Origin of the sequence: Micromonospora inaquosa (genome assembly GCF_003857055.1) — a bacterium.
GTDB classification, from domain to species: Bacteria; Actinomycetota; Actinomycetes; order Mycobacteriales; family Micromonosporaceae; genus Micromonospora; species Micromonospora inaquosa.
Map to the genome: position 1 here is coordinate 13,474 of NZ_QGSZ01000137.1, position 19,342 is coordinate 32,815.

Below are 19,342 nucleotides of genomic sequence, written 5' to 3' on the forward strand. Positions count from 1 at the left end.
TCAGGAACCGCCGGGTGCGAGCGATTCGAGATAGCGCAGAACCGCGAGTACCCGGCGGTTGTGGTCCTGCTCGTCATGGGAGAGATCGAGTTTGGTGAAGATGCTGCGAATGTGTTTCTCGACCGACCGTGGGGCCACGAACAACCGTTCGGCGATGGCGGTGTTCGTCAATCCCTGCGCCATCTGGGCGAGCACTTCGTATTCCCGGCCGGAGAGGCGGTCGACCACCGAGCTGCTGCGCATTCTCGTCCGGGCGACGAGCTGCCCGACGACTTCCGGATCGAGGGCGCTGCCCCCGGCCAGCACCCGATGCACCGCCTCGACGAAGTCGTCGATGTCGGGAACACGGTCCTTGAGAAGGTAACCGATGCCGTGGGTGCCCCGGCTGAGCAGCTCGGTCGCGTACCTCTCGTCCACATACTGCGAGAGCACCAGCACCCCGATGTGCGGTTGCTCCGCTCGGATCCGAAGCGCCGCGTGGATGCCCTCGTCGCTGAAGGTCGGCGGCATCCGGACGTCGACGATCGCCAGATCCGGCTTTTGTTCCTCGATCGCGGTGAAGAGGGCGTCCACATCGCCTACCTCGGCTACGACGTCGATCCCCTCGTCCTCGAGCAGCCGAGCGATGCCGGTGCGCAGCAGCACTGCGTCGTCGGCGATGACGACCCGGGGATGTTTCCCTACGGTTCCCAAGGAAGAATCGCCCTCACCTCAGTGGGCCCACCCGGCGGACTCTCCACTTCGAAGATCCCGTCCACCGCGTGCACCCGGTCCGCTAGCCCGGTGAGCCCTCCGTTGGCGGTGAGCTCGGCGCCGCCCATGCCCTCGTCGATGATCCGCACCTCGAGCTGGTCACCGGACGCATCCGCGATCCGGGAGAGCTTGATCGTGACTGGCGCCGCGCCAGCGTGCTTGGCGGCGTTCGCCAGCGCCTCTGACACGACATAATAGCCCATCGCCTCGATCCGGCGAGACGGACGCTCCGGAAGGTCGATGTCCAGTTCGACCGGCGAGGGGTGCCGGCCGGCCGCCGCCACGATCGCCGCGACGAGTCCGCGTTCGGTCAGGATCGGCGGGTGCGCGCCACGGGCGATGGCCCGTAGTTCCTGCACCGCAGCCGTTGCCTCCGCCTGCGCGGTGTCGAGCAGCTGGCGGGTCTTCGCCATGTCGGTGTCACCCAGCCGCTTTGCCCGGCTGACGGCCAGCGCCACCGTGAGCAGACGCTGCTGCGCGCCGTCGTGCAGGTTGCGTTCGATCCGCGCCCGTTCCCCGGCCGCCGCGTCGACCAGCGCGGCGCGGGTGGATTCCAGCGTGGCGATGCGGCGCTGCAACCCCACGGTTTCGTCCTCACCCTGGATCCACCGGCCGAACGTGGTCCGCACCAGGACCGCCCAGCGGGCCAGGTGCAGGGTGCCGGTGGCCAGCAGGAGACCGAGCGGAATGCCGACCACGGATGCGCCGTAGCTGATCGGGAAACCTCTTATGTTGGCGTAGTCGATCGGGATCATGGTGGCGATCCACGGCATGTTGACCAGCGTGAAGGCGATGAGGAGCAGCGCGGTGACGAGGGTGCCCACGCCGAGGGACCAGAACGCGATGGCGATGCTGTGCGCGAAGGCGCGCCAGGCTCGCCCGTCGACGAAGCCCCGGAGGCCGGGCGTGGGTGCCGGGTCTGGGGTCTGGACGCCGGCGATCAGCAGGGCGGCCCGGTCCAGCCGGACCGCCCAGCGCGCGGCGAACGTCGCCACCGGGATGAGCGTGAGGCCAATTAGGAAAGCGGCGATGCCGATCACCCCGGTGACCATCAGCAAAAAGGGCACGAGATAGAGGGGGACCAGCGAGAGTGACACCAGGAGATAGGCGCTCGCCCGCCACCCGTCCTCGCGGAGCAGAACGGGTTTTCGCTCCCCGAGCCATTTGTTCATCGTCTACTCCAGCTTCGTGTAGGGCGATGTTCACGACGCTACCGGTGCGCTCGGCGTCGCCGCGTGGCCCCGGACCCTTCAAAAGAGGTAGTGCTAGCCACACCCCCGAGGGCGGGCTAACGTGCCAGCGCCTCCATTCGCCTGGTCGATAGCGTCAAATGACCGTCAGGACAGAAGCTCGGCCAACGGGAGGACCCCTTGGGTGTCAAGGAGATCAACCAGCCACTGCCGCGACCGCCGGGCCTGGTGGGGGAAGGCAACCCCGCAGTCCCCCGTGGGCTGGCCGAACGCCTCGCGATGTGGAGCGCCCGCAGGCGAGTCCTCGTTCTCGTTCTCTGGCTGCTGCTGACCCTGACGGCCTACGCCTCCTCATTTCTGGTGCCAGGTACGGCGATCCAGGACGCCGACTATCTCGACGGTGAGTCCGCCGTCGCCGAGCGCGCCGTGGACACCGCCGAGTTCGACGAGGGCGCCATGGAGACCGTCCTGATCCAGAGCCGCAGCGGCACCCTGGACCGCTCGACGGGCACCGCGGTCGCCGAGGAGTTGAAGCGGGCGTACGGAGGCGTCGGTGTGCTCACCGTCCGCGGACCGAACTTCTCGACGGACAACCGCTCGGCGATGCTGTCGGTGGAGCTCGACCGCGGGCGTGGGGAGGACCGCAAGGAACCGATCGAGGTCGTCGAGCCGATGCTCGACGCCACGGCATCCGTGCAGAAGGCGCATGGCGACCTGCGGATCGAGCAGATCGGCGCCGGCTCGATCCGCAAGGATTTCTCCATCCAGGATGCCAAGGACTTCCGGCGTGCCGAGCTGATCAGCATTCCGATCACCCTGGTCATCCTGCTGATCGCGTTCGGCGCGCTCGCCGCGGCCGGCATCCCGCTGCTGCTCGGTCTCACGGCCGTCGGCGCAGCCCTGGGCATCAGCGGGCTGGTGTCAGCACTCGTACCGATCAGCCCCTTCCAGTCGAGCCTGGTGATGCTGCTCGGCCTGGCGGTCGGCGTCGACTATTCGCTGTTCTACGTGCGCCGGCAGCGTGAGGAGCGGGCTGCCGGACGGAGCCTGCATGAGGCGCTGCTTCGCACCGCGGCCACGTCCGGCCGGGCCATCATCGTCTCCGGCGTCGCGGTCGCGATCGCGGCCGCGGGCATGTACTTCACCAACAGCGCCCTGTTCGACTCGCTCGCGACCGGTACGATCCTGGTCGTCCTGATGGCTGTCCTCGGTTCGCTCACCGTGGTCCCGGCGATGCTGGCGCTGCTCGGCGACAAGGTGAACTCGCCGCGCATTCCGCTGCTGTGGCGGCGCTCACAGGCGGCCAGCGAGAGTCGGATCTGGAACACGATCCTGCGCCCCGTGCTCAAGTCTCCCAGCCTGACCGTGCTGCTCGGACTGGTGTTGATCGGCCTGATGACCGCTCCGGTGGCCGGGATGAAGCTGCAGATGCCCACCGACGACCAGTTGCCCAAGAGTTACCCGATCGTGCAGACCCGCGATCGGTTGGTGGCGGCGTTCCCTGGCGAGGGCTCCAGCCACACCGTCGTCGTCGAGGCCGATCCGGCCAGCGCCGAGCAGGTCCGCACGGCCATGGCCGACCTGATGGCCCGCGCCGGCGCGACCGGTCAGTTCTCCGCGGTCGATGACCCGCGTATCACGACCTCGGTCGACGGGAGGACCACCCGGATGTTCGTGCCGTTTCCGCAGCGGGTCGACAGCCCCGAGGCGGAACAGACGCTGCAGTTGCTGCGGACCGAGCTGGCTCCGGCGGCGCTGGGCGGCATACCCGGGGCAACCTGGGCGGTCGGCGGCTCCACCGCATTCAGCTCCGACGTCTCCTCGGCACTGCGTGAACGCCTGCCACTGATCGCCGGCTTTGTGCTGCTGCTCAGCCTGATCGTGATGCTGCTGGCGTTCCGATCGATCATCATCGCGGCTGTCACCACGGTGCTGAACATCCTGTCGGTCGCGGCGTCCTTCGGCATTCTGACGCTGGTGTTTCAGAACACCTGGGCCGAGGATCTGCTCGGGTTCGACTCCAGCGGGTTCGTGGTCGCGTGGATTCCGGTCATCCTGTTCGTCGTGCTCATCGGCCTGTCGATGGACTACAACGTGTTCATCCTCAGCCGGATCCGGGAGCCGTTGCACCGCGGCGCTGACCTGCGCGACTCGGTCCGCCACGGCATCGCCTCGTCGGCCGGCGTGGTGACCAGCGCCGCGATGGTAATGGTGGCGGTGTTCGCGGTGTTCGCGACGCTGTCGACGTTGGAGATGAAGCAGCTGGGTGTGGGCTTGGCCATCGCCATCCTGGTGGACATCACGATCATCCGGGCGCTGCTGCTGCCGGGCATCCTGATGATGCTCGGCAAGGCACCGTGGAAGGAACACAAGGCGCTGCGCCGGGTTCCCTCCGTAGCGCACGAGTGACCGGCGGGGCCGGCGGGTGATTCCGTAGTGGGCACCCGCCGGCCGTCAACGATCCGCGGATTGGAGCCCTTTATCATGCGGCGGACAGGGTGCTATGTCCTGGCGGGTCAACCCCAGACGAGCCGCCACCATCCCGGCCTGGAACCGCGATGCGACACCCAGGTGTTCGAGCAGTTCGGACACCCGGCGACTGTATGTTCGCCTGGACACGCCAAGCTTGCGGCACGCGGCCAGATCCGTGGCGCCGCTTGCCAATTGGTCGAGCACCTCGACTAGGTGGTCAGGCAGGTTCCGCCCAGCCGCCTTGCTCAATCCGGCCAGGTGTTGGCCGTGCCATTCCGCTATGTGTCTCACTGCTACTACCCCCCGTAGGTCATTGCACTTCGGACATTAACCACCGACTTTTCTCGCCAGAACTGTCGACATCGCAGCGCGATCCTAGCGGCGCCGTCCGGTCACGTCCGCATTGGTGGAAGAGGCGGCCGGGTGGACCCAGCTTTATGTGGCCGGCGACCGATGCGTCGGTCCGGTTGGTGGCGTGTGCTCGGGCTGAGAAATTAATCATCGGGACTTTGGCGAGAGTTACAGCCCATGGCGAAGAGGCCTTCGGTCCACTCGCCGGGATGGCGTCGAAGAGTCGGATGACCGACTGCTGTTCGAACGTGCCGACACCGTCGACGCGGCGGCGGATCTCCTTGTTCAACCGCTCATGCGAATTCTCCGGCCAAAATTGACGACAGATATCGCGGTAGGAGGCGGTGACCGCCAGGAGGTCGTAGCGGGTGGCGTCGCGGTGTGGCTTCGACGGGGAATTTCACCTCGATCGCGGTCACGACACACTGGAGCCGGGCTCGGACCGCGTCGACGACCGGCTGGCCGAAGAGGGTCTCGGTCGCGCTGCCGGCCCGGATGACGAGTGCCGGCGCGATCGGTGCCGTGAGCTGCGGTTCGGACGGCGAAGCGCGATGGCCCTTCGCAGGCGCAGGATCGAGAGGGCTGCCGGTAAGCATGTCGGTCGAGTCACCCACGCACACCGGGCGGCCCGCCGGCCCGTGCGCCAGGTGCCTCCGGGCCGGCGCCGGTAACGACGGACACCGCAACTCGTTGTTGCCGAGAATGCGGTGTTCGGTGTTGTCGTCTCCGACGGCATCCGTTCATCTTCACCCGCCCCTGTTGGCGGGAGTGGGCCCCGGCTCCTGAGCCTGGTCGAACTCCCGCTCGTGTGCGAGGAATGCTGAGACCGGAGCGTCTCGTAGAGCTCACGGCGTCGCCGCTCGTAAAGCGCATTCGTGGTAGCAGCCGAGCCCCGGTGCCAGCGAAATTCCCCCGTGTGGATTGTCCCACGACGCAAGTTATCAAGGAGGGAGTGGACACGCAACGCTTCCGAATGTTTCTCCGCGGTGGCCGAAGTGCGAAGACTCGGCGGTAGCGGCTGGTGCGGGGGCGTTTATCGCAGGTCAGGTGCGCATCGCGGTGTGACGGACGTTCATTGGGAGGTGATCATGGCGGCGGTAAATGGCGTCCTTGTGCCAGTTGGCGCGCTGGATCAACTTCCCTTACTGGCGAAACCGGACCTTTCGGTGCAGCTTGAGCAAAGTCGTTCGCTAGCGTGCAGGAATGAGATCAGATCAATAAGATATTGACGCCTGCCTCGGACGATGCCTAGCCTCCGGAGCGGGCCAAGCGCAAGCGTCGGAGATCAGTGCTGCGTGGTGGCAATTCGTGTGTGCGGTGGACATGCCATTCGGGGGGCGGTTGAACCGTGGATCATGATGCTAGTGATTTCTGCTCCGGCCGCTGGCCCCTCCAGGCCCGATGGCGGCTCGCTGAGCAGGCGGGGCCCGCCGCGCCGCTCGCCGGGGGAGCCGACGTCGACCGGGTGGCGCGGGCCAGCGGGGCGCCGACGGTTTGTACCCGGGCCGGGAGAACCGGACCGTGAAGGCCCGCCTACTGGGGCCGGTCGACGTCTGGTGCGCCGGTGAACGGATCGGCCTGCACGGCACGAAGATCAGGACTGTGCTGGCGATGCTGCTGCTCGCCCGCGGGCACGTCGTCGAGGACGAGCGCCTCACCCGGATGCTCTGGGGTGACCAGGCGCCGGCCACCGCCGCCGCCCAGTTGCAGACCTACGCCTCGCGGCTGCGCCGCATGCTCGCCGGGCACGGCGAGATCGTCCGACAGCGGCCGGGCTACCTCCTACGTCTCGGCCGGGCCGGCTGCGAGGTCGACCTGGTGGAGTTCGACCGGTTGTCGACCCGGGGCCGGATAGAACTGCGCCGCGGTGATCACCGGGCGGCGTCCGACGCGTTCACTGCCGCGCTCCAGCTGTGGCACGGACCCGCGCTGGGTGGGGTGAGTGACACCCTGATCGAGGCGGAGACCCCGTCTCTGCTGGAGCGACGCCTGGCGGTCGTCGAGGCCCGCATCGAGGCCGAACTCGCCCTCGGTCGGCACGCCGCGGTGATCTCGGAGCTGACCGGTCTGGTTGCCGCCCACCCACTCCGGGAGGGTCTCCGGGGGCAGTTGATGACGGCGCTGTACCGCAACGACCGGCACGCTGACGCGCTGCGTGTCTACCAGGAGTACCGCTGCCACCTGGTCGAGGAGCTGGGCATCGACCCGGGGCCGGCGCTGCAGGGGGTGAACCGGGCGGTGCTGCGCGGCGACGAGGCGATGGCGCCTCCGCCGGTCCTGGCCGGTCCGACCCCGAACACGACAGCCGTGCCGGTCTGTCCGCAACCCCCGGCTCCACCCGCCGATTTCACCGGCCGCGAGTTCGAGCTGACCCGGCTGCGTGACGCATTGACCGGCGACCGCTCGTCGGGGGCCCGGATCGCCGCGGTGGTCGGGTTGTCCGGTACCGGCAAGACCGCGCTGGCGTTGCGGGCGGCGAACGACCTGAACGCTGCCTTCCCGGACGGTGCGCTCGTGGTGGCGATGCGGGACTCCGCAGGGCGGGCCCGTCCGCCCGCGGAGGTGCTGACCGAGATATGCGCCACGGTGGGCGGCGGGAGCAAGACGGACCCGGGCAACGCGTACCGGCAGTACGTCACGAGCCGCCGAATGCTGCTGGTGCTCGACGACGCCGTGGACGAGAAACAACTCCGCCCGCTGCTGACCGTCCCGATGACCTGCGCGGTGTTGATCACGAGCCGCGCTAGGCTGACCGCGCTGGACGGTGTGCGACCGGTGCTACTGGGTGGGTTCTCGGCCAGCGAGTCGGCGCTGTTGCTCGCCCGGATCGCGGGGGAGGCCCGGGTGGTGGCAGACCCCGCCTCCGCCCACGCCATCGCGACCACCTGCGGCCACCTGCCCATCGCGGTACGCATCGCGGGCGCCCGACTGGCCGCGCGTCCGCACTGGAGCCTCGCCTCCTACGCCGCTCGGCTCATCGACCAACGGCGGACGCTGGACGAACTGAGGGTGGCGGACCTGTGCGTCCGTGCCGTCTTGAGCGCGACCTACTTGGCACTCGACGACACCCGGCGCGTCGTGCTCAGGCAACTGGCGGCGGATCGGGCGACCACCATCACCGTCGACCATGCGGCGCGAGTCCTGGCCGTATCCCGAGCGGAGGCCGCCGAGCGTCTCGACGAGCTGGCCGAGGCACACCTGCTCGCAGTGGAGGGGGTGGACGGCCGGCTGGTCTATCAGCTACCCGCGCTGCTCCGGCTCTACGCGCGCGAGCAGCTGCCTGCGACCAGCACCGTGACCAGCGCGAGCTTGCGGCTCACCACGGTGGGCGATGCTGCGTGAGCGCCTAACCCAGGCGCGGACCGGCGGCCCGTGTCGGGTGGGATCCGGCGCCGACAGCGCGAATAGCTGGAATGTCGGCGACCGCCGGACTGTCGCCGAGCTACCCGTTGGCGGATCGCACGGCGACGACCGTCGACCTCTGTGGAAGGACGGCGCATGAGACGCACTGCCCGGATCCTCGGCCGATCGCCGCTGACGGCCCTGCTCGGCTACGTCCGCCCGCACGCGGGCAGTCTGCTGGCCGGGGCGGCGCTGATGTTCCTTGGCGGCGTGGTGACGCTCGCGCAGCCCCTGGTGGTGAAGCACCTGCTTGACGCGCTGACCACCGGCACCCCTTACACCCGTCCCATGTTCCTGCTCGGAGGGCTGCTGCTGGTCAGCGCCGTAGCCGGCGTCTGCGGCATGTACCTCTTGGAGTGCACGGCGGAAAGCGTCGTGCTGACCGTACGCCGACGGCTCATCGCCCAACTGCTCCGGCTGCGGGTACGGGTCCTGGACGACGTGGAACCGGGCGACCTCCTGTCCCGGGTGACCGGCGACACCACGCAGCTGCGAGCGGCCACGACCAGCAACGTCGTCGACCTGGTGGCAGGCAGCATCCAGCTCGTCGGCGCGGTTGTCCTGATGGCGCGCCTCGACGGCGTGCTGCTGACCGTGGTGGTGCTCGTCCTGCTGGTGCTCGGTGCCGTGCTGCTGGCCCTCGTACCCCGCATCCGTGACACGAGCCTGCGGGCGCAGGAGGAGGTCGGCGGCATGGGTGCCGTCCTGGAACGCGCTCTCGGCGCCCTCCGCACAGTGAAGGCCAACGGGGCCGAGGAGCGCCAGGTCGCCGCCGTCCACGCGCTGGCGGGTCGCGCATGGCAGCGAGGCCGGCAGGCCGCGCAGTGGACGTCGGTCGCTGGCATCGCCACCGGTCTGGCCGTACAGCTCGCCTTTCTCGTGGTGCTCGGCGTCGGCGGGGCACGGGTGGCCGCCGGACAGCTCGCCGTGTCCTCGCTGATCGCATTCCTGCTCTACCTGTTCTATCTCACGGGCCCGGCGACGCAGGTGGTGGGCAGCGTCACCGGACTGCAGGCCGGTCTGGCTGCGGCCCGCCGGATCGAGCAGCTGGGTCAGCTGCCCGCCGAGGACCTGACCCGACCGGCGGAGGGGCGGGCCCCCGACGACGGCGTTCCCGCCAGCGTGACCTTCCACGCTGTCAGCCTCCGGCACCATCCGGGCGGTCCGCCGATTCTGCGCGACGTCGACCTTCGGATCCCGGCGACCGGCCTTACCGCACTGGTCGGCCCGTCCGGCGGCGGTAAGACAACCCTGCTCGCTCTGGTCGAACGCTTCTACGATCCCACCCGTGGGCGGGTGGAGATCGACGGACGCGACGTGCGCGACTGGCCGTTGGCGGAGCTGCGTGCCCGCATCGGCTACGTCGAGCAGGACGCCCCGGTGCTGTCCGGGACGCTGCGCGACAACCTGTTGCTGGGGACGGCGGGCGGCGTACCGGAGGACTGGATGGCGGCGGTGCTGGAGCGGACCCGCCTGGCCTCACTGGTACAGCGCCTGCCACACGGCCTCGACACCGTCGTCGGGCACCGGGGTGCTGCCCTGTCCGGCGGAGAGCGGCAGCGCGTCGCGGTCGCTCGGGCCATCCTCCGGCAGCCGGGTCTGCTTCTGCTCGACGAGCCGACCTCCCAGCTCGACGCCGTCAACGAGCAGGCACTACGCGAACTCGTTACCGCGCTGGCCCGGACCACCACCGTGTTGATGGTCGCCCATCGGCTGTCCACGGTGATCCGGGCCGATCGCATCGTGCTCGTCGAGGGGGGTCGGATCCGCGCGGTCGGCACCCATGCGCAACTTCTGGCCGGAGATGTGCTCTACCGGCGTCTCGCCACGACGCAGCTTCTCGCCGAGCCACTCACGGTCGGGGTGGTCGATAGCCGAAGTATGGAGCAGATATAGGGGGCAGGCCGAAAGTTACCACCAGGCGGACCTGCTCGATGGTCCCACCCGAGCCGGGCCGTCCCAAGCCCCTACCCAGAAGGAGGTGAATCCCATGGCCAAAAAGTCAGCGTACGAGCGACCCACCCTGTCGAAGGCGGGCACGTTCGCCCAGAGGACGGCCGGCAGTCTCTTCACGAACTGCCGCGAGTCCTTCGTGACCCAGAAGCCGCGCGCCGTCTGCAGCTGACAGCCGACCCGCCGCGTCGAACGTGAGGAGTGGCACCGATGGCGGACGTTCCGGAGGCGGCTTCCGGCCTGTCGTGGTTCGTGGCGCTGCCGGACACCGATGCCGGCGATGTGGTCCTCAGTTCCCTTCGGCAGCGAGCCATCGGCCTTCAGATGATCACCCATGGCTCCGGGCGGCCGTGGCTGGTCGGCCGGTGGGCGGACGACGAGGCGGCGGTGGCCACGTTCGGCGACCGTCGCCTCGTCGTCATCGGTGAACACCGTCTGCGGACGAGCGACCTGCTGCGGCTGGGTGCGCATGCCCGGGACCCCGCGGACCTGTGCGCCGCCGTACGCGACCAGCCGGGGAGTTTCCACGTGCTGGCCGCCACACGCGCCGGCTCGGCGGCACAGGGCAGCCTCTCCGGGTTCCGTCGCGTCTACTTCACCACCGCCGGGGACGCTGTGCTGGTCAGCGACCGCGCCGATGTGCTGGCGGCACTTACCGGGTCGGACGTGGACGAGGAGTCCCTGGCCCTGCGGCTGCTGGCGCCGTACGCTCCCTGGCCGTTGTTCTGGCAACCGGTCTGGCGCGGGGTGCACGCGGTCCGTCCGGACGAGCGCCTGATCCTGACCGCTGGCGCCGCCCCCCGCGCGACGGCGCGCTGGCACCCACCGGAGCCGGTGAGTGATCTGGCCACGGCAGCTGCGCGACTGCGTGACGCGCTGTCCGACGCCGTCGCCGTGCGGGTCCACGATCGCGACGTGATCGCCAGCGACCTCAGCGGAGTGGACTCGACCGCCCTGTGCTCCCTTGCGGTACGGACCGGCACCCGCGTGGTGGGGCTGACGTGTGTGAGCCCCGACCCACTCGACGACGACCTGCCATGGGCCCGGCGCGCCTCCGTTGATCTCGGCGGGGTGATCCACGAGGTGGTGGACGGGAACGCGAATCCGCTGCCGTACGACGGCGTCGGAGAACCCACGGATCGCTTTGACGAGCCGAGTGCCGCCGTGATGTACCGTGCCGGGTTCCTGGCCGTCTCCCGTCGGGCCGCGGCGCACGGTGCCCGGGTACGACTCACCGGCTTCGGCGGCGACGAGCTGCTCACCACCGATCCCGTGCTACAGGTGACGCTCCTGCGGACGCATCCCGGCACCGCGCTGCGTCAGCTCTGGTTGATGCGCGCCGCGTATCGCTGGGGGCGCCGGGAAACGCTGCGGGCGCTACTCGACCGGCGTTCCTACGCCACCTGGATGGCTTCGCTCGCCGACGGGGTCGGTGCGAGCGGCAGCGCGTTGTCCGGCCCGCTGCTGGCCTGGGGCGCTCCGGTCTGGACGGCACCGTGGGTGGTGCCGGATGGTCGCAGATTGCTACAGCAGGTCCTGCGCGAGCGGGCCACCGAGGCGGTGCCACTGGTCAACGACCGCGGGCTGCACGGTCGCCTGGCGGGCGTCTACGCCGGGGCGGCAGCGGCGCGACACCTTGCCCAGACCACTCGACGGATCGGGGTGTCGGTCGCGCTGCCCTACCTGGACGACCAGGTGGTCGATGCCTGTCTGGCTGCTCCGGTGGTCGACGTGAGCTCCCCGCGTGACTACAAGCCGCTCGCCCGCGCAGCGATGCGGGGGGTGGTGCCAACGGCCCTGCTCGAGCGCACCACCAAGGCTGACACCTCGATCGCTGCGGATCGCGGCGCCCGCCGGCACCGAGCCGACCTGCTGGCGCTTTCCGAGGACTCCCGGCTGGCGGAGCGCGGCCTGATCGACGCGGCGGCCCTCCGTGCGGCGATCGAACACCCCCACGACCGCACCTGGTACGACCTCGACCAGACCCTTGCCTGCGAGACCTGGTTGCGCAGCCTAGAGGCCCGTGCCGGTGATCCGTTGACGGAGGAACGATGAGCTGGAGACTGCGCGACCGGGTCTCGTGGGCGCCGACTGAGTACGGTGGTGTCCTGCTGGACTGCGCGTCCGGTGAGTACTGGACGCTCAACTCGACCGCTGCGGCGGTACTCGCGGCCCTACTGGCTGGCGCCGACATCGCCGGCGCGACGGCACATCTCGCCGGGGAGTTCGACGGCGACCTGGACGTGGTCGCCGTGGAGGTCCCGCAACTCGTCGCTGAGCTGCAGGGCGCCGGTCTGGTGGTCGAGCGGTGACCAACGAGCAGACGCTGGCGCACCACCCGGGCGGGCTGGGCCTGCGTCGGCGGTTGCTGGTGCATGCCGTGGTCGTGGTCGCCCGGCTGCTGTCCACCCAGACGCCCGCTCGGATCGAACGGGCCCTGCGCCGGCTACGCGGTGGGGCACGTCCAGCGAGCCGGGAGGAGGCAGCGGTGGCGCGCCGGCACACCGTCATGGTCAGCGCGTTCTGCAGCGGCCCGCTGGGATGTCTGCCCCGATCCATCGCCACGGTGCTGCTGTGCCGGCTGCAGGGCAGCTGGGCGACCTGGAGGGTGGGCATCCGGCGCTATCCGCCGTTCGGGGCGCACGCCTGGGTCGAGGCGGGTGGCGGGGCCGTGGACGAGCCGTATCCGGATGACTTCCACATCCCGCTGCTCACCGTCACCCCAGCCGAACAGCCGGCACCAGCATGAACACCACCCTGCTGTACGTCTCGCACATCTGCCGGGAAGCGGTCGCCTTCGTGTTCGTGCTCTCCGTCCTCGGCAAGATCCGCAGCCGGGCCGCGTTCGCGCGGTTCCGGCGCGCGGCGCGTCTGCTGTCCGGGCTGCCGGAGAAGTGGTCGGATGTCGTCGCCTGGTTGGTCGTGGTCGCCGAGATGGCCGTCGTCGCCGGTTCGGTGACCGCTTCCACCGCGGCCTGGGCGTTCGCCGGGGCCATGGCGCTGCTGTGTGCCTTTACCTGGGGACTGTCCCGAAGCCCTGCCTCGGCGATGGCGTCCGGGTGTGGCTGTTTCGGTCCGGTCGCCTCGACGCGGCGCACCGCGATCATGCGCAACGTGGTGCTGCTGGTGGTCGCCGTCGCCGGCATCGGCAGCACAGCAGCCGTGCGGTTCGAGGCGGCGAACTGGGCTGCCGTGCTTGTGTGCACGGTCGCCGCTGCGGCGCTGGCGGCCTTCCTTGTCAGGCTCGAAGACTTCGTCTCCCTGTTCACCACCCCGCTGTGAGGCCCTGAATGCCTGTGCTCATCGCCGTGGTCACCCTGTGTGGGGTTGCGTGCGTGTTCAACACGGCCGTACTCGTCGCGGTGGTACGTCGCCTCCGGATCCAGTCGGAGCTCTTGTCCGAGACCGAGGCGCGGGGGGTACCGGCGAGGGCGTTGCCGGTTGGCGCGACCGTCGGCGACTTCCTGGCGTACGACACGGAGGGGCGGGCGGTCACGGCCGCGATGCCGGCGCACACCCTGATCGGCTTCTTCAGTCCCACCTGTGGCTCCTGTCGTCGTGAACGCGGACGATTCCGGCGGGCCGCGGCACGCTGGCCGGGCGGACGGTCCCAGGTGGTGGCCGTCGTCACTGGTCCGGACGCCTCGGCCCGCTTCCTCTCCCGGCTTACGGCAGTGGCCCGCATCGTGGTGGACCAGGACGAGAGTGTGCGGCACGCATTCGGTGTGCAGGGATTCCCAGCGGCCTTCGTGGTGGCGGATTTGGGCCGGTTGACCTGGACGGGCCTGCACGTCGATGTCGTGCCGGGGCTTGCCGAGGAGCCCGTAACTGTCAGCCCCGGTCGGCCGGAGACGGATTCGCCGACGGCTGTCTGAGGGCTCGGTGCCCATCGTCCTCTGGGCCTGGTTCGCCTCGGGAACCGTGAGTCGAGGCCTTTTGCCGTTTCGTCTCACAGTTTCTCACGTACGTACGTACTGCTGGGTGGACGTAGACCCGTGTGCCGAGGGTGCCGCCGTCGGCGTGACCGGCCCAGGCCGCCAGGACGACGTCGAGAACCCGTCGCCGGCGAGCTAGGTCAGGCAGGCGCGTAGCCGCCGCCGCCCTGCGCGCCGTGAAGCGGCTCGACCCGGCGGACGGCGTGGCGCACGTGGCGGAAAATTTCTCGGCCACCCGTATGGCAAACGGCTTCGAGGCGGCCTACCGACGGTTCCTCGCCGGGGCCGGTGCCAGCTGACGATTCCGGGACATTGACAACCTGATCCGGTAATCGCTTCGGGTATGTGCGAGATGATCCGTTGGAGCTGGAACGCTGAGCGGGTGGAGCAGCAATCGGGACGATCTGCGCGGGGACGGCTGCTGTCGGTCAGGCGTGCCCTGTGGTCGGTTAGCCGTCGGTGTCGTCGCAGGGATCGCCACCGCGCTGGTTGGGGCGCCGGAATTGACGCCGCTGGTGATCTGGACCATCGCGGCGGGCACGATCCTCGTCTGGGTGTGGCGGGCGTGCTGGTCGGCGAGTCCAAGGCGTACCGAGCAGCTTGCCGAGGCGGAGCAGCAGTCCCGGTCCATCGATGCGGCGATCCTGATCGCGTCCGCCATTAGCCTCGCCGCCGTGGCCGAGGCGCTCATCCGCTCCTCGAACCAGCAGGACGTCGTGGCTGTCACGCTGGTGATCCTCAGCGTCGTCGCGGTGGTCCTGGCGTGGGCGCTGGTGAATACGGTCTTCGCATTGAAGTACGCCCGGCTGTACTACCGCCACGGTGGCGGCATCGATTTCAAGCAGGAAGATCCACCCGCGTACGCCGACTTCGCGTACGTCGCCTTAACGGTCGGCATGTCCTACGCCCCGGGCGAGAACGAACCGACAACCAACCGCGTGCGCCGGATCGCGCTCGGGCATGCGCTGCTCTCCTACACCTTCGGAACTGGCATCCTGGCCGTCGCCGTCAACCTGGTCACCAATCTGGGCCAATCGTGACCCCCGCGCAGCGCGCAGTGGCGTGACCTTGCTAGCTGCTACGCCACCATGACGGCGCACGTCGATCAGCTCTGCGGTTGTTGCCCCTGCGATCCCGCCAGCCACGTCGTGACCTGCCTCAGCGGCTGGCTGCTGTTGACGATCTTCTTCATCCGTTGCCACGCGGGCAGCCACAGCTGCACGCCGTACAGGTTGAACAGCGGCGCGAGGTCGCGGAACTGGTTGCCGTAGAACGCTCGCTCGAACTCGCCCACGACCACCGCGTCGAATCCCCGGCCAGGGTCCGCGAGAGCTGCCAGTGGTCGTGCGGCTTGCGGGCGGCGCGTCCAGGGCACCTGACGGGACTCGCCGACGTCGAAGAACTCGGCGACGATTACGCCCCGGCCGTCGATCACGTCCTCGGCGAAGTCAGGTTGCCACCGCGCCGACGACAACCGGTCCTGGAACTCCCGCGTCGACATCCGGCCGTAGAACGCGAACGGGATACCGAGCGGCTTTGATGTTGCCTGGTACCGCGTCCGGGGGCGGCCCCGCCGGGGCGGCTGCCGTATCCACCAGCCGAGCAGGTCAGGGCCGTCGAGTTCCGGCGTGTACTGCATCAGGACCTCCCACACCGAGGCTTACGGTCAGCCCTCGGTATGGATGAACAACGATGTAGTGGTTTGTTGGACTCGGCCACTCACCACACCCGTCGGCGCGGAGGAGGGGTCAAGGCTATTACTCGCCTGGCGCGGTGCGGGCGGGGTCGTCGCACCAGCGGCGGGGCAGATACAGCTCCCAGTCGATCAGCGTGCGCCCGGCTGGGCTGGTGTAGGCCAGGAACACCCCGAGTTGGCAGTTCTCCGTCCGCCCGGCCGTGCCCGAGTACTGACGCTTCACCCCCGCCGACTTGATGCCCTTCTTCAGGAATCCGGTCTCATCGACGATCAGCACCCCGTCGTCATGGCCGAGGTGCTCGGTCACGTAGGCAAACAGGTCGTCGCGAACAGCGTCCGGGTCCCACGCTGACTTGTTGAGCAGCCGTTGCATCCGGTCCGGTGTCGCATCGCCGGCGGCCTCGGCCAAAGTCCGAGTCCCTGGCGGACCACCGATCGCACCATTGTGGAAGGACGATGCAAAAGTGAGGCATTCCCTGACCATCCGTCCAGTGCATAGCGTCCTCAGCAGGTCGCGGCAAACAACGCCGCTACTCGACGAGGGGAAGCATCTATGCAGAAGCTCATGAGGACGGTCCTGGCGACGTTGATCGTCGCCGCGGGAGCCGTCGCACCTCAGGCCTCGAGCGCCGCAGCCGCGGCGCCGGCCGGCAACATCACCACGAGCCACGTGGCAACCACCAGCACGGTCCCGGCTCCTTCGGCTCCGTTGGCGATCCAGACCGGGGAGTACGAATACAACTGCATCGGAACCGATGGCAGCAGCTTCTGGATCGGCCCTGGAAGGCCGACCACCGACTGTCACGGTAGCTACCTGCAGAAGTACCTCGACGGAAACCTGCTTGCGACCTACAACCTCGCCTACGGCGGCGGAGCAGCACAGAATCCCCCGTGGAACACCGGATGCGTCCTGGCGATCGCCGGCGGGGTTGCGCTCTTCGTCTTCCCTCCGACCGGCGTCGCGGCGTGGGTCACATTGAGCGGGCTGGCGGCCGCTAGCCTTCTCGACTCGTGCGTGGTCTAGCGCGTCGCGCCGGAAATTCGCCTACAAAATGGTGTGAGTGATCCGAGGATCTCCTCGGCGATCTTGGCTCAGATGAATGGTCGTGGATCGCTGCTCCAGTCGGTGATCCACGACCGGAGGTCGGCTTCGAGGGACTGCACCGATTTGTGGACGCCGCGGCGGACCTTCTGGTTGGTGAGGAACCCGAACCAGCGTTCGACCTGGTTGATCCAGGAGGATCCGGTCGGAGTCAATGTGTCGGTTCGGTGCGGGTCCGACTGCTGCTCATCGATCAGCCCACCGAGAGGCTTGACCAGGACCTGCGGCGCCAGCTGCCCACAGTGGACAGGATGCATCCAACTCGTCCGGATCCTGTAGATCTTGACACAAAATAGAGCGAGGTGTTGACTTGTGGTCATGGGCCCGGCTTCAGGAGACCAAGGATCGTTCGCCAGTTCGGATGCGGCTGACCGCCAGCTTGTCGTTCCGAGGTGGTATTACGCGATACTCGGACTAATCGCGGGCGTTGCGGTCGTGGCATTTGCGCTTCTGCCGCAGCCGATCGCGGGCCCCTCTCTCGTCGTCGCAGCCCTGCTTGTGGCAGTGACGAGCCGTATCGCGGCGAAAGCCTCGGGAACTCGTCTGCCCATACCGGCCAGCGCTGTCGGCGTCGGTTATCTGGTAGCCCTGGCGGTCGCCCTGGTCGGGTCCTTGGTCGTGGTATGGACCGTGGTGCGTCCTGACGGTCCTTCCTGGCTCGCCTGGATGCTTGGCGCTCTTGTGTTCATGGTCGCACTCAGCGGGACCTGGGTGGCCAGGACGGGGCGTTCGGCATAGGCCTCAGTGGTCCTCGGCCCTAACGGGTCAGCATGCACCAATCGCATCTGCGAGTGCCCTCTGACCCGAGGATGACGGAACCCTGGAGAGCTCCCATCATCCAAGATCAGCAGCCTCATGATCCCGCTCGAGGTCTCGCCCAAAGATGGGTGAGAGTGAGACCGGCCGTGCGGTGACGTCGTCCCTCTGTGGTGCCGCAAGCCTGTAGATCAGCATGATGCTGGGAACCGCGTGCCAGGTACTTCAAGTTGTTGCCCCGAGCACGAGAGTCAGACCTCTTCGACCTGTTGGTTCCCCTGCACAGCCACCTGATCGAACTCGGCTGCGGGGGAGGGCTTGATGGACCTCATCCACGAACGGTGTGGAGGGATCGACATCGGCAAGGCCGACCTGAAGGCATGTATTCGGGTTCCCACCGCGGGTAGGCGCCGCCGCAAGGAGGTACGCACATTCGTGACCACCACCAACGCGTTGCTGGCGCTGCGGGACTGGCTGACGAGCGAGGGCATCACCATCGTCGGGATGGAAGCCGTGCTCAACGCCCGGCACATGCACAACGTCCCCGGCCGCAAGACCGTTCGGCCGGCAACTCGAACTCCTCAGCACCATCCCTGGCGTCAGCCAGCGGACCGCCGAAGTGATCATCGCCGAGACCGGCACCGACCCGCACCCTTCCCCACCGCCGGGCACCTCGCCTGATGGGCCGGGATATGCCCCGGCAAAAACGAATCCGCCGGCAAACACAAATCCGGCCGAATCCGAGCCGGCAACACTTCGCTCAGAGCCGCCCTCGGCGAAGCCGCCATGGCCGCGACCCGCACCAAGAAAACCTATCTGTCAGCCCGCTACCGAAGACTAACCGCACGACGCGGCTACAAAGACCCCTCGTCGCCGTCGCCCACACCATCCTCGTCGCCAGCTGGCACATACTCACCAACGACGCCACCTACCACGACCTCGGCATGTCGGTGCAGCGGACCCGACTCACCCGACCGCTACGCCCTCATTCAGGAAGAGCCCGTCGTACGGAGAAACGCAAGACGATCGCGAGTGATCTGGACGGCGTCATCGATCAGCGAGAGACGAGACCCCGTCTCCATCGCCACGGCAACGAGGCCCACGATGCCGCAGAGGAGGAATTTTGCTTCCACAGTCGGATCGACGCTTGGCGAGATCAGACGCTTCTGCCGAGCCTCTTCGAGGTAGTCGGTAAGCCTGACATACCACCCGGACAAGCGACCGCCGAAGCCCTTGTCGCCGGAAACCTCCTCACCGAGTTTGATTGCCACCCGAGCCAGAGGGCTGTAGAGCACGTTCGTGGTCACGTGCTTGGCAACCCACACGATCGCGTCGATCGGATCGCTGGCGGGACGAGGGGACCCCATGAAGACGCCCCCCGGGTACGCGAGATTGATCACAGCAGACGCCAGCGTCTGCTTGGTAGGGAAGTAATAGGTGACCAGCGACTTGGAGGTGCCGGCCAGCTCCGCGATGTGTTGGATGCTCGCCCGCTCGTACCCCGACTCTTCGAAGGCCCGAACCGCGGCCTCAAGGATCTCAGGCGCCGCATTTTCCTCGCGATTGTCACTCAGACTGATCTCCACCGCTCGCAGAGCGGTATGCCTAAGGGACGTCTCGTAACTCGGTGAAGGCGTTGTCCGGCGCCGGGCGGGCGGTCAGCCCGCGAGGGCGATGTTGTGCAGGTTGGCGATGCCGGAAGCGGTGTCGGTCAATGTGCTGGCGGCGCGCC

General features: G+C 68.3%; 18 protein-coding genes and 3 pseudogenes. 14 read left to right on the forward strand and 7 right to left on the reverse strand.

Features of this window, described 5'->3' with window-relative positions:
• Complete coding sequence (locus tag DLJ59_RS04995) at positions 1-693, reverse strand: response regulator transcription factor (protein ID WP_124771332.1); 693 nt, start codon at positions 691-693, stop codon at positions 1-3.
• Positions 681-1,925, reverse strand: coding sequence for a sensor histidine kinase (locus DLJ59_RS05000; protein ID WP_124771333.1), 1,245 nt, complete (start codon positions 1,923-1,925; stop codon positions 681-683). Before DLJ59_RS05000 ends, DLJ59_RS04995 begins: the two co-directional genes overlap by 13 nt.
• 198 nt (positions 1,926-2,123) lie before the next feature.
• Between DLJ59_RS05000 and DLJ59_RS05005 the strand changes: the two genes are divergently transcribed.
• On the forward strand, positions 2,124-4,352 hold the full coding sequence (locus DLJ59_RS05005) for an MMPL family transporter (RefSeq protein WP_124771334.1): 2,229 nt from the start codon (positions 2,124-2,126) through the stop codon (positions 4,350-4,352).
• Between the two features lie 373 nt (positions 4,353-4,725).
• Here the strand turns inward: DLJ59_RS05005 and DLJ59_RS38210 are convergent.
• Positions 4,726-5,133 (reverse strand): annotated as a pseudogene (locus DLJ59_RS38210) (transposase); the annotation flags it as partial.
• Positions 5,134-6,287: 1,154 nt separating this feature from the next.
• On the opposite strand from DLJ59_RS38210, the gene DLJ59_RS05015 reads away from it, so the two are divergent.
• From DLJ59_RS05015 to DLJ59_RS05060, 10 genes are all read left to right on the forward strand, one after another.
• Positions 6,288-8,108 (forward strand): AfsR/SARP family transcriptional regulator, encoded by a 1,821-nt coding sequence (locus tag DLJ59_RS05015; RefSeq protein ID WP_124771335.1) that lies wholly within the window; start codon positions 6,288-6,290, stop codon positions 8,106-8,108.
• Positions 8,109-8,264: 156 nt separating this feature from the next.
• Positions 8,265-10,064 (forward strand): ABC transporter ATP-binding protein, encoded by a 1,800-nt coding sequence (locus DLJ59_RS05020; RefSeq protein WP_124771336.1) that lies wholly within the window; start codon positions 8,265-8,267, stop codon positions 10,062-10,064.
• Between the two features lie 94 nt (positions 10,065-10,158).
• Positions 10,159-10,293: a keywimysin-related RiPP gene (locus tag DLJ59_RS05025; protein ID WP_124771337.1), complete on the forward strand. Its 135-nt coding sequence runs from the start codon at positions 10,159-10,161 to the stop codon at positions 10,291-10,293.
• A 38-nt stretch (positions 10,294-10,331) separates the two neighbouring features.
• Complete coding sequence (locus tag DLJ59_RS05030; RefSeq protein ID WP_124771338.1) at positions 10,332-12,176, forward strand: asparagine synthase-related protein; 1,845 nt, start codon at positions 10,332-10,334, stop codon at positions 12,174-12,176.
• Complete coding sequence (locus DLJ59_RS05035; RefSeq protein WP_124771339.1) at positions 12,173-12,433, forward strand: lasso peptide biosynthesis PqqD family chaperone; 261 nt, start codon at positions 12,173-12,175, stop codon at positions 12,431-12,433. Before DLJ59_RS05030 ends, DLJ59_RS05035 begins: the two co-directional genes overlap by 4 nt.
• Positions 12,430-12,870: a lasso peptide biosynthesis B2 protein gene (locus tag DLJ59_RS05040; RefSeq protein WP_124771340.1), complete on the forward strand. Its 441-nt coding sequence runs from the start codon at positions 12,430-12,432 to the stop codon at positions 12,868-12,870. Before DLJ59_RS05035 ends, DLJ59_RS05040 begins: the two co-directional genes overlap by 4 nt.
• Positions 12,867-13,403 carry a MauE/DoxX family redox-associated membrane protein gene (locus tag DLJ59_RS05045; protein ID WP_124771341.1) on the forward strand — a complete coding sequence of 179 codons (537 nt, stop codon included), beginning with the start codon at positions 12,867-12,869 and terminating at the stop codon, positions 13,401-13,403. The genes DLJ59_RS05040 and DLJ59_RS05045 overlap by 4 nt, the downstream gene beginning before the upstream one ends.
• A 53-nt stretch (positions 13,404-13,456) precedes the next feature.
• A complete protein-coding gene (locus DLJ59_RS05050; protein ID WP_158630780.1) occupies positions 13,457-13,996 on the forward strand; it encodes a redoxin family protein in 540 nt (179 codons plus the stop codon).
• Positions 13,997-14,232: 236 nt separating this feature from the next.
• The gene (locus tag DLJ59_RS37855) at positions 14,233-14,355 is read left to right on the forward strand and encodes a hypothetical protein (protein WP_279635725.1); all 123 of its coding nucleotides are present in this window, start codon (positions 14,233-14,235) and stop codon (positions 14,353-14,355) included.
• Between the two features lie 204 nt (positions 14,356-14,559).
• Positions 14,560-15,096 carry a DUF1345 domain-containing protein gene (locus tag DLJ59_RS05060; RefSeq protein WP_208648556.1) on the forward strand — a complete coding sequence of 179 codons (537 nt, stop codon included), beginning with the start codon at positions 14,560-14,562 and terminating at the stop codon, positions 15,094-15,096.
• A gap of 65 nt (positions 15,097-15,161) precedes the next feature.
• On the opposite strand, the gene DLJ59_RS05065 is transcribed toward DLJ59_RS05060, so the two are convergent.
• Together DLJ59_RS05065 and DLJ59_RS05070 are read right to left on the reverse strand one after the other, a co-directional pair.
• The gene (locus DLJ59_RS05065; protein ID WP_124771343.1) at positions 15,162-15,695 is read right to left on the reverse strand and encodes a recombinase family protein; all 534 of its coding nucleotides are present in this window, start codon (positions 15,693-15,695) and stop codon (positions 15,162-15,164) included.
• Positions 15,696-15,831: 136 nt separating this feature from the next.
• Positions 15,832-16,164 (reverse strand): annotated as a pseudogene (locus DLJ59_RS05070) (IS701 family transposase); the annotation flags it as partial.
• A 141-nt stretch (positions 16,165-16,305) separates the two neighbouring features.
• On the opposite strand from DLJ59_RS05070, the gene DLJ59_RS05075 reads away from it, so the two are divergent.
• A complete protein-coding gene (locus DLJ59_RS05075; protein ID WP_124771344.1) occupies positions 16,306-16,776 on the forward strand; it encodes a hypothetical protein in 471 nt (156 codons plus the stop codon).
• Positions 16,777-16,844: 68 nt separating this feature from the next.
• Here DLJ59_RS05075 and DLJ59_RS36830 read toward each other — a convergent pair whose 3' ends face one another.
• Entirely contained in the window at positions 16,845-17,111 is a 267-nt protein-coding gene (locus tag DLJ59_RS36830; RefSeq protein ID WP_208648557.1) for a hypothetical protein, read from the reverse strand.
• 820 nt (positions 17,112-17,931) lie between these two features.
• Here DLJ59_RS36830 and DLJ59_RS05085 point away from each other — a divergent pair.
• Both DLJ59_RS05085 and DLJ59_RS38215 read left to right on the forward strand, forming a co-directional pair.
• Positions 17,932-18,291, forward strand: a complete 360-nt coding sequence (locus DLJ59_RS05085; protein ID WP_124771345.1) for a hypothetical protein — start codon at positions 17,932-17,934, stop codon at positions 18,289-18,291.
• A gap of 9 nt (positions 18,292-18,300) precedes the next feature.
• Positions 18,301-18,429, forward strand: a pseudogene (locus DLJ59_RS38215) (transposase); the annotation flags it as partial.
• 170 nt (positions 18,430-18,599) lie between these two features.
• Here DLJ59_RS38215 and DLJ59_RS05095 read toward each other — a convergent pair.
• Positions 18,600-19,196, reverse strand: coding sequence for a TetR/AcrR family transcriptional regulator (locus DLJ59_RS05095; protein ID WP_158630781.1), 597 nt, complete (start codon positions 19,194-19,196; stop codon positions 18,600-18,602).
• Positions 19,197-19,342: the final 146 nt, after the last annotated feature.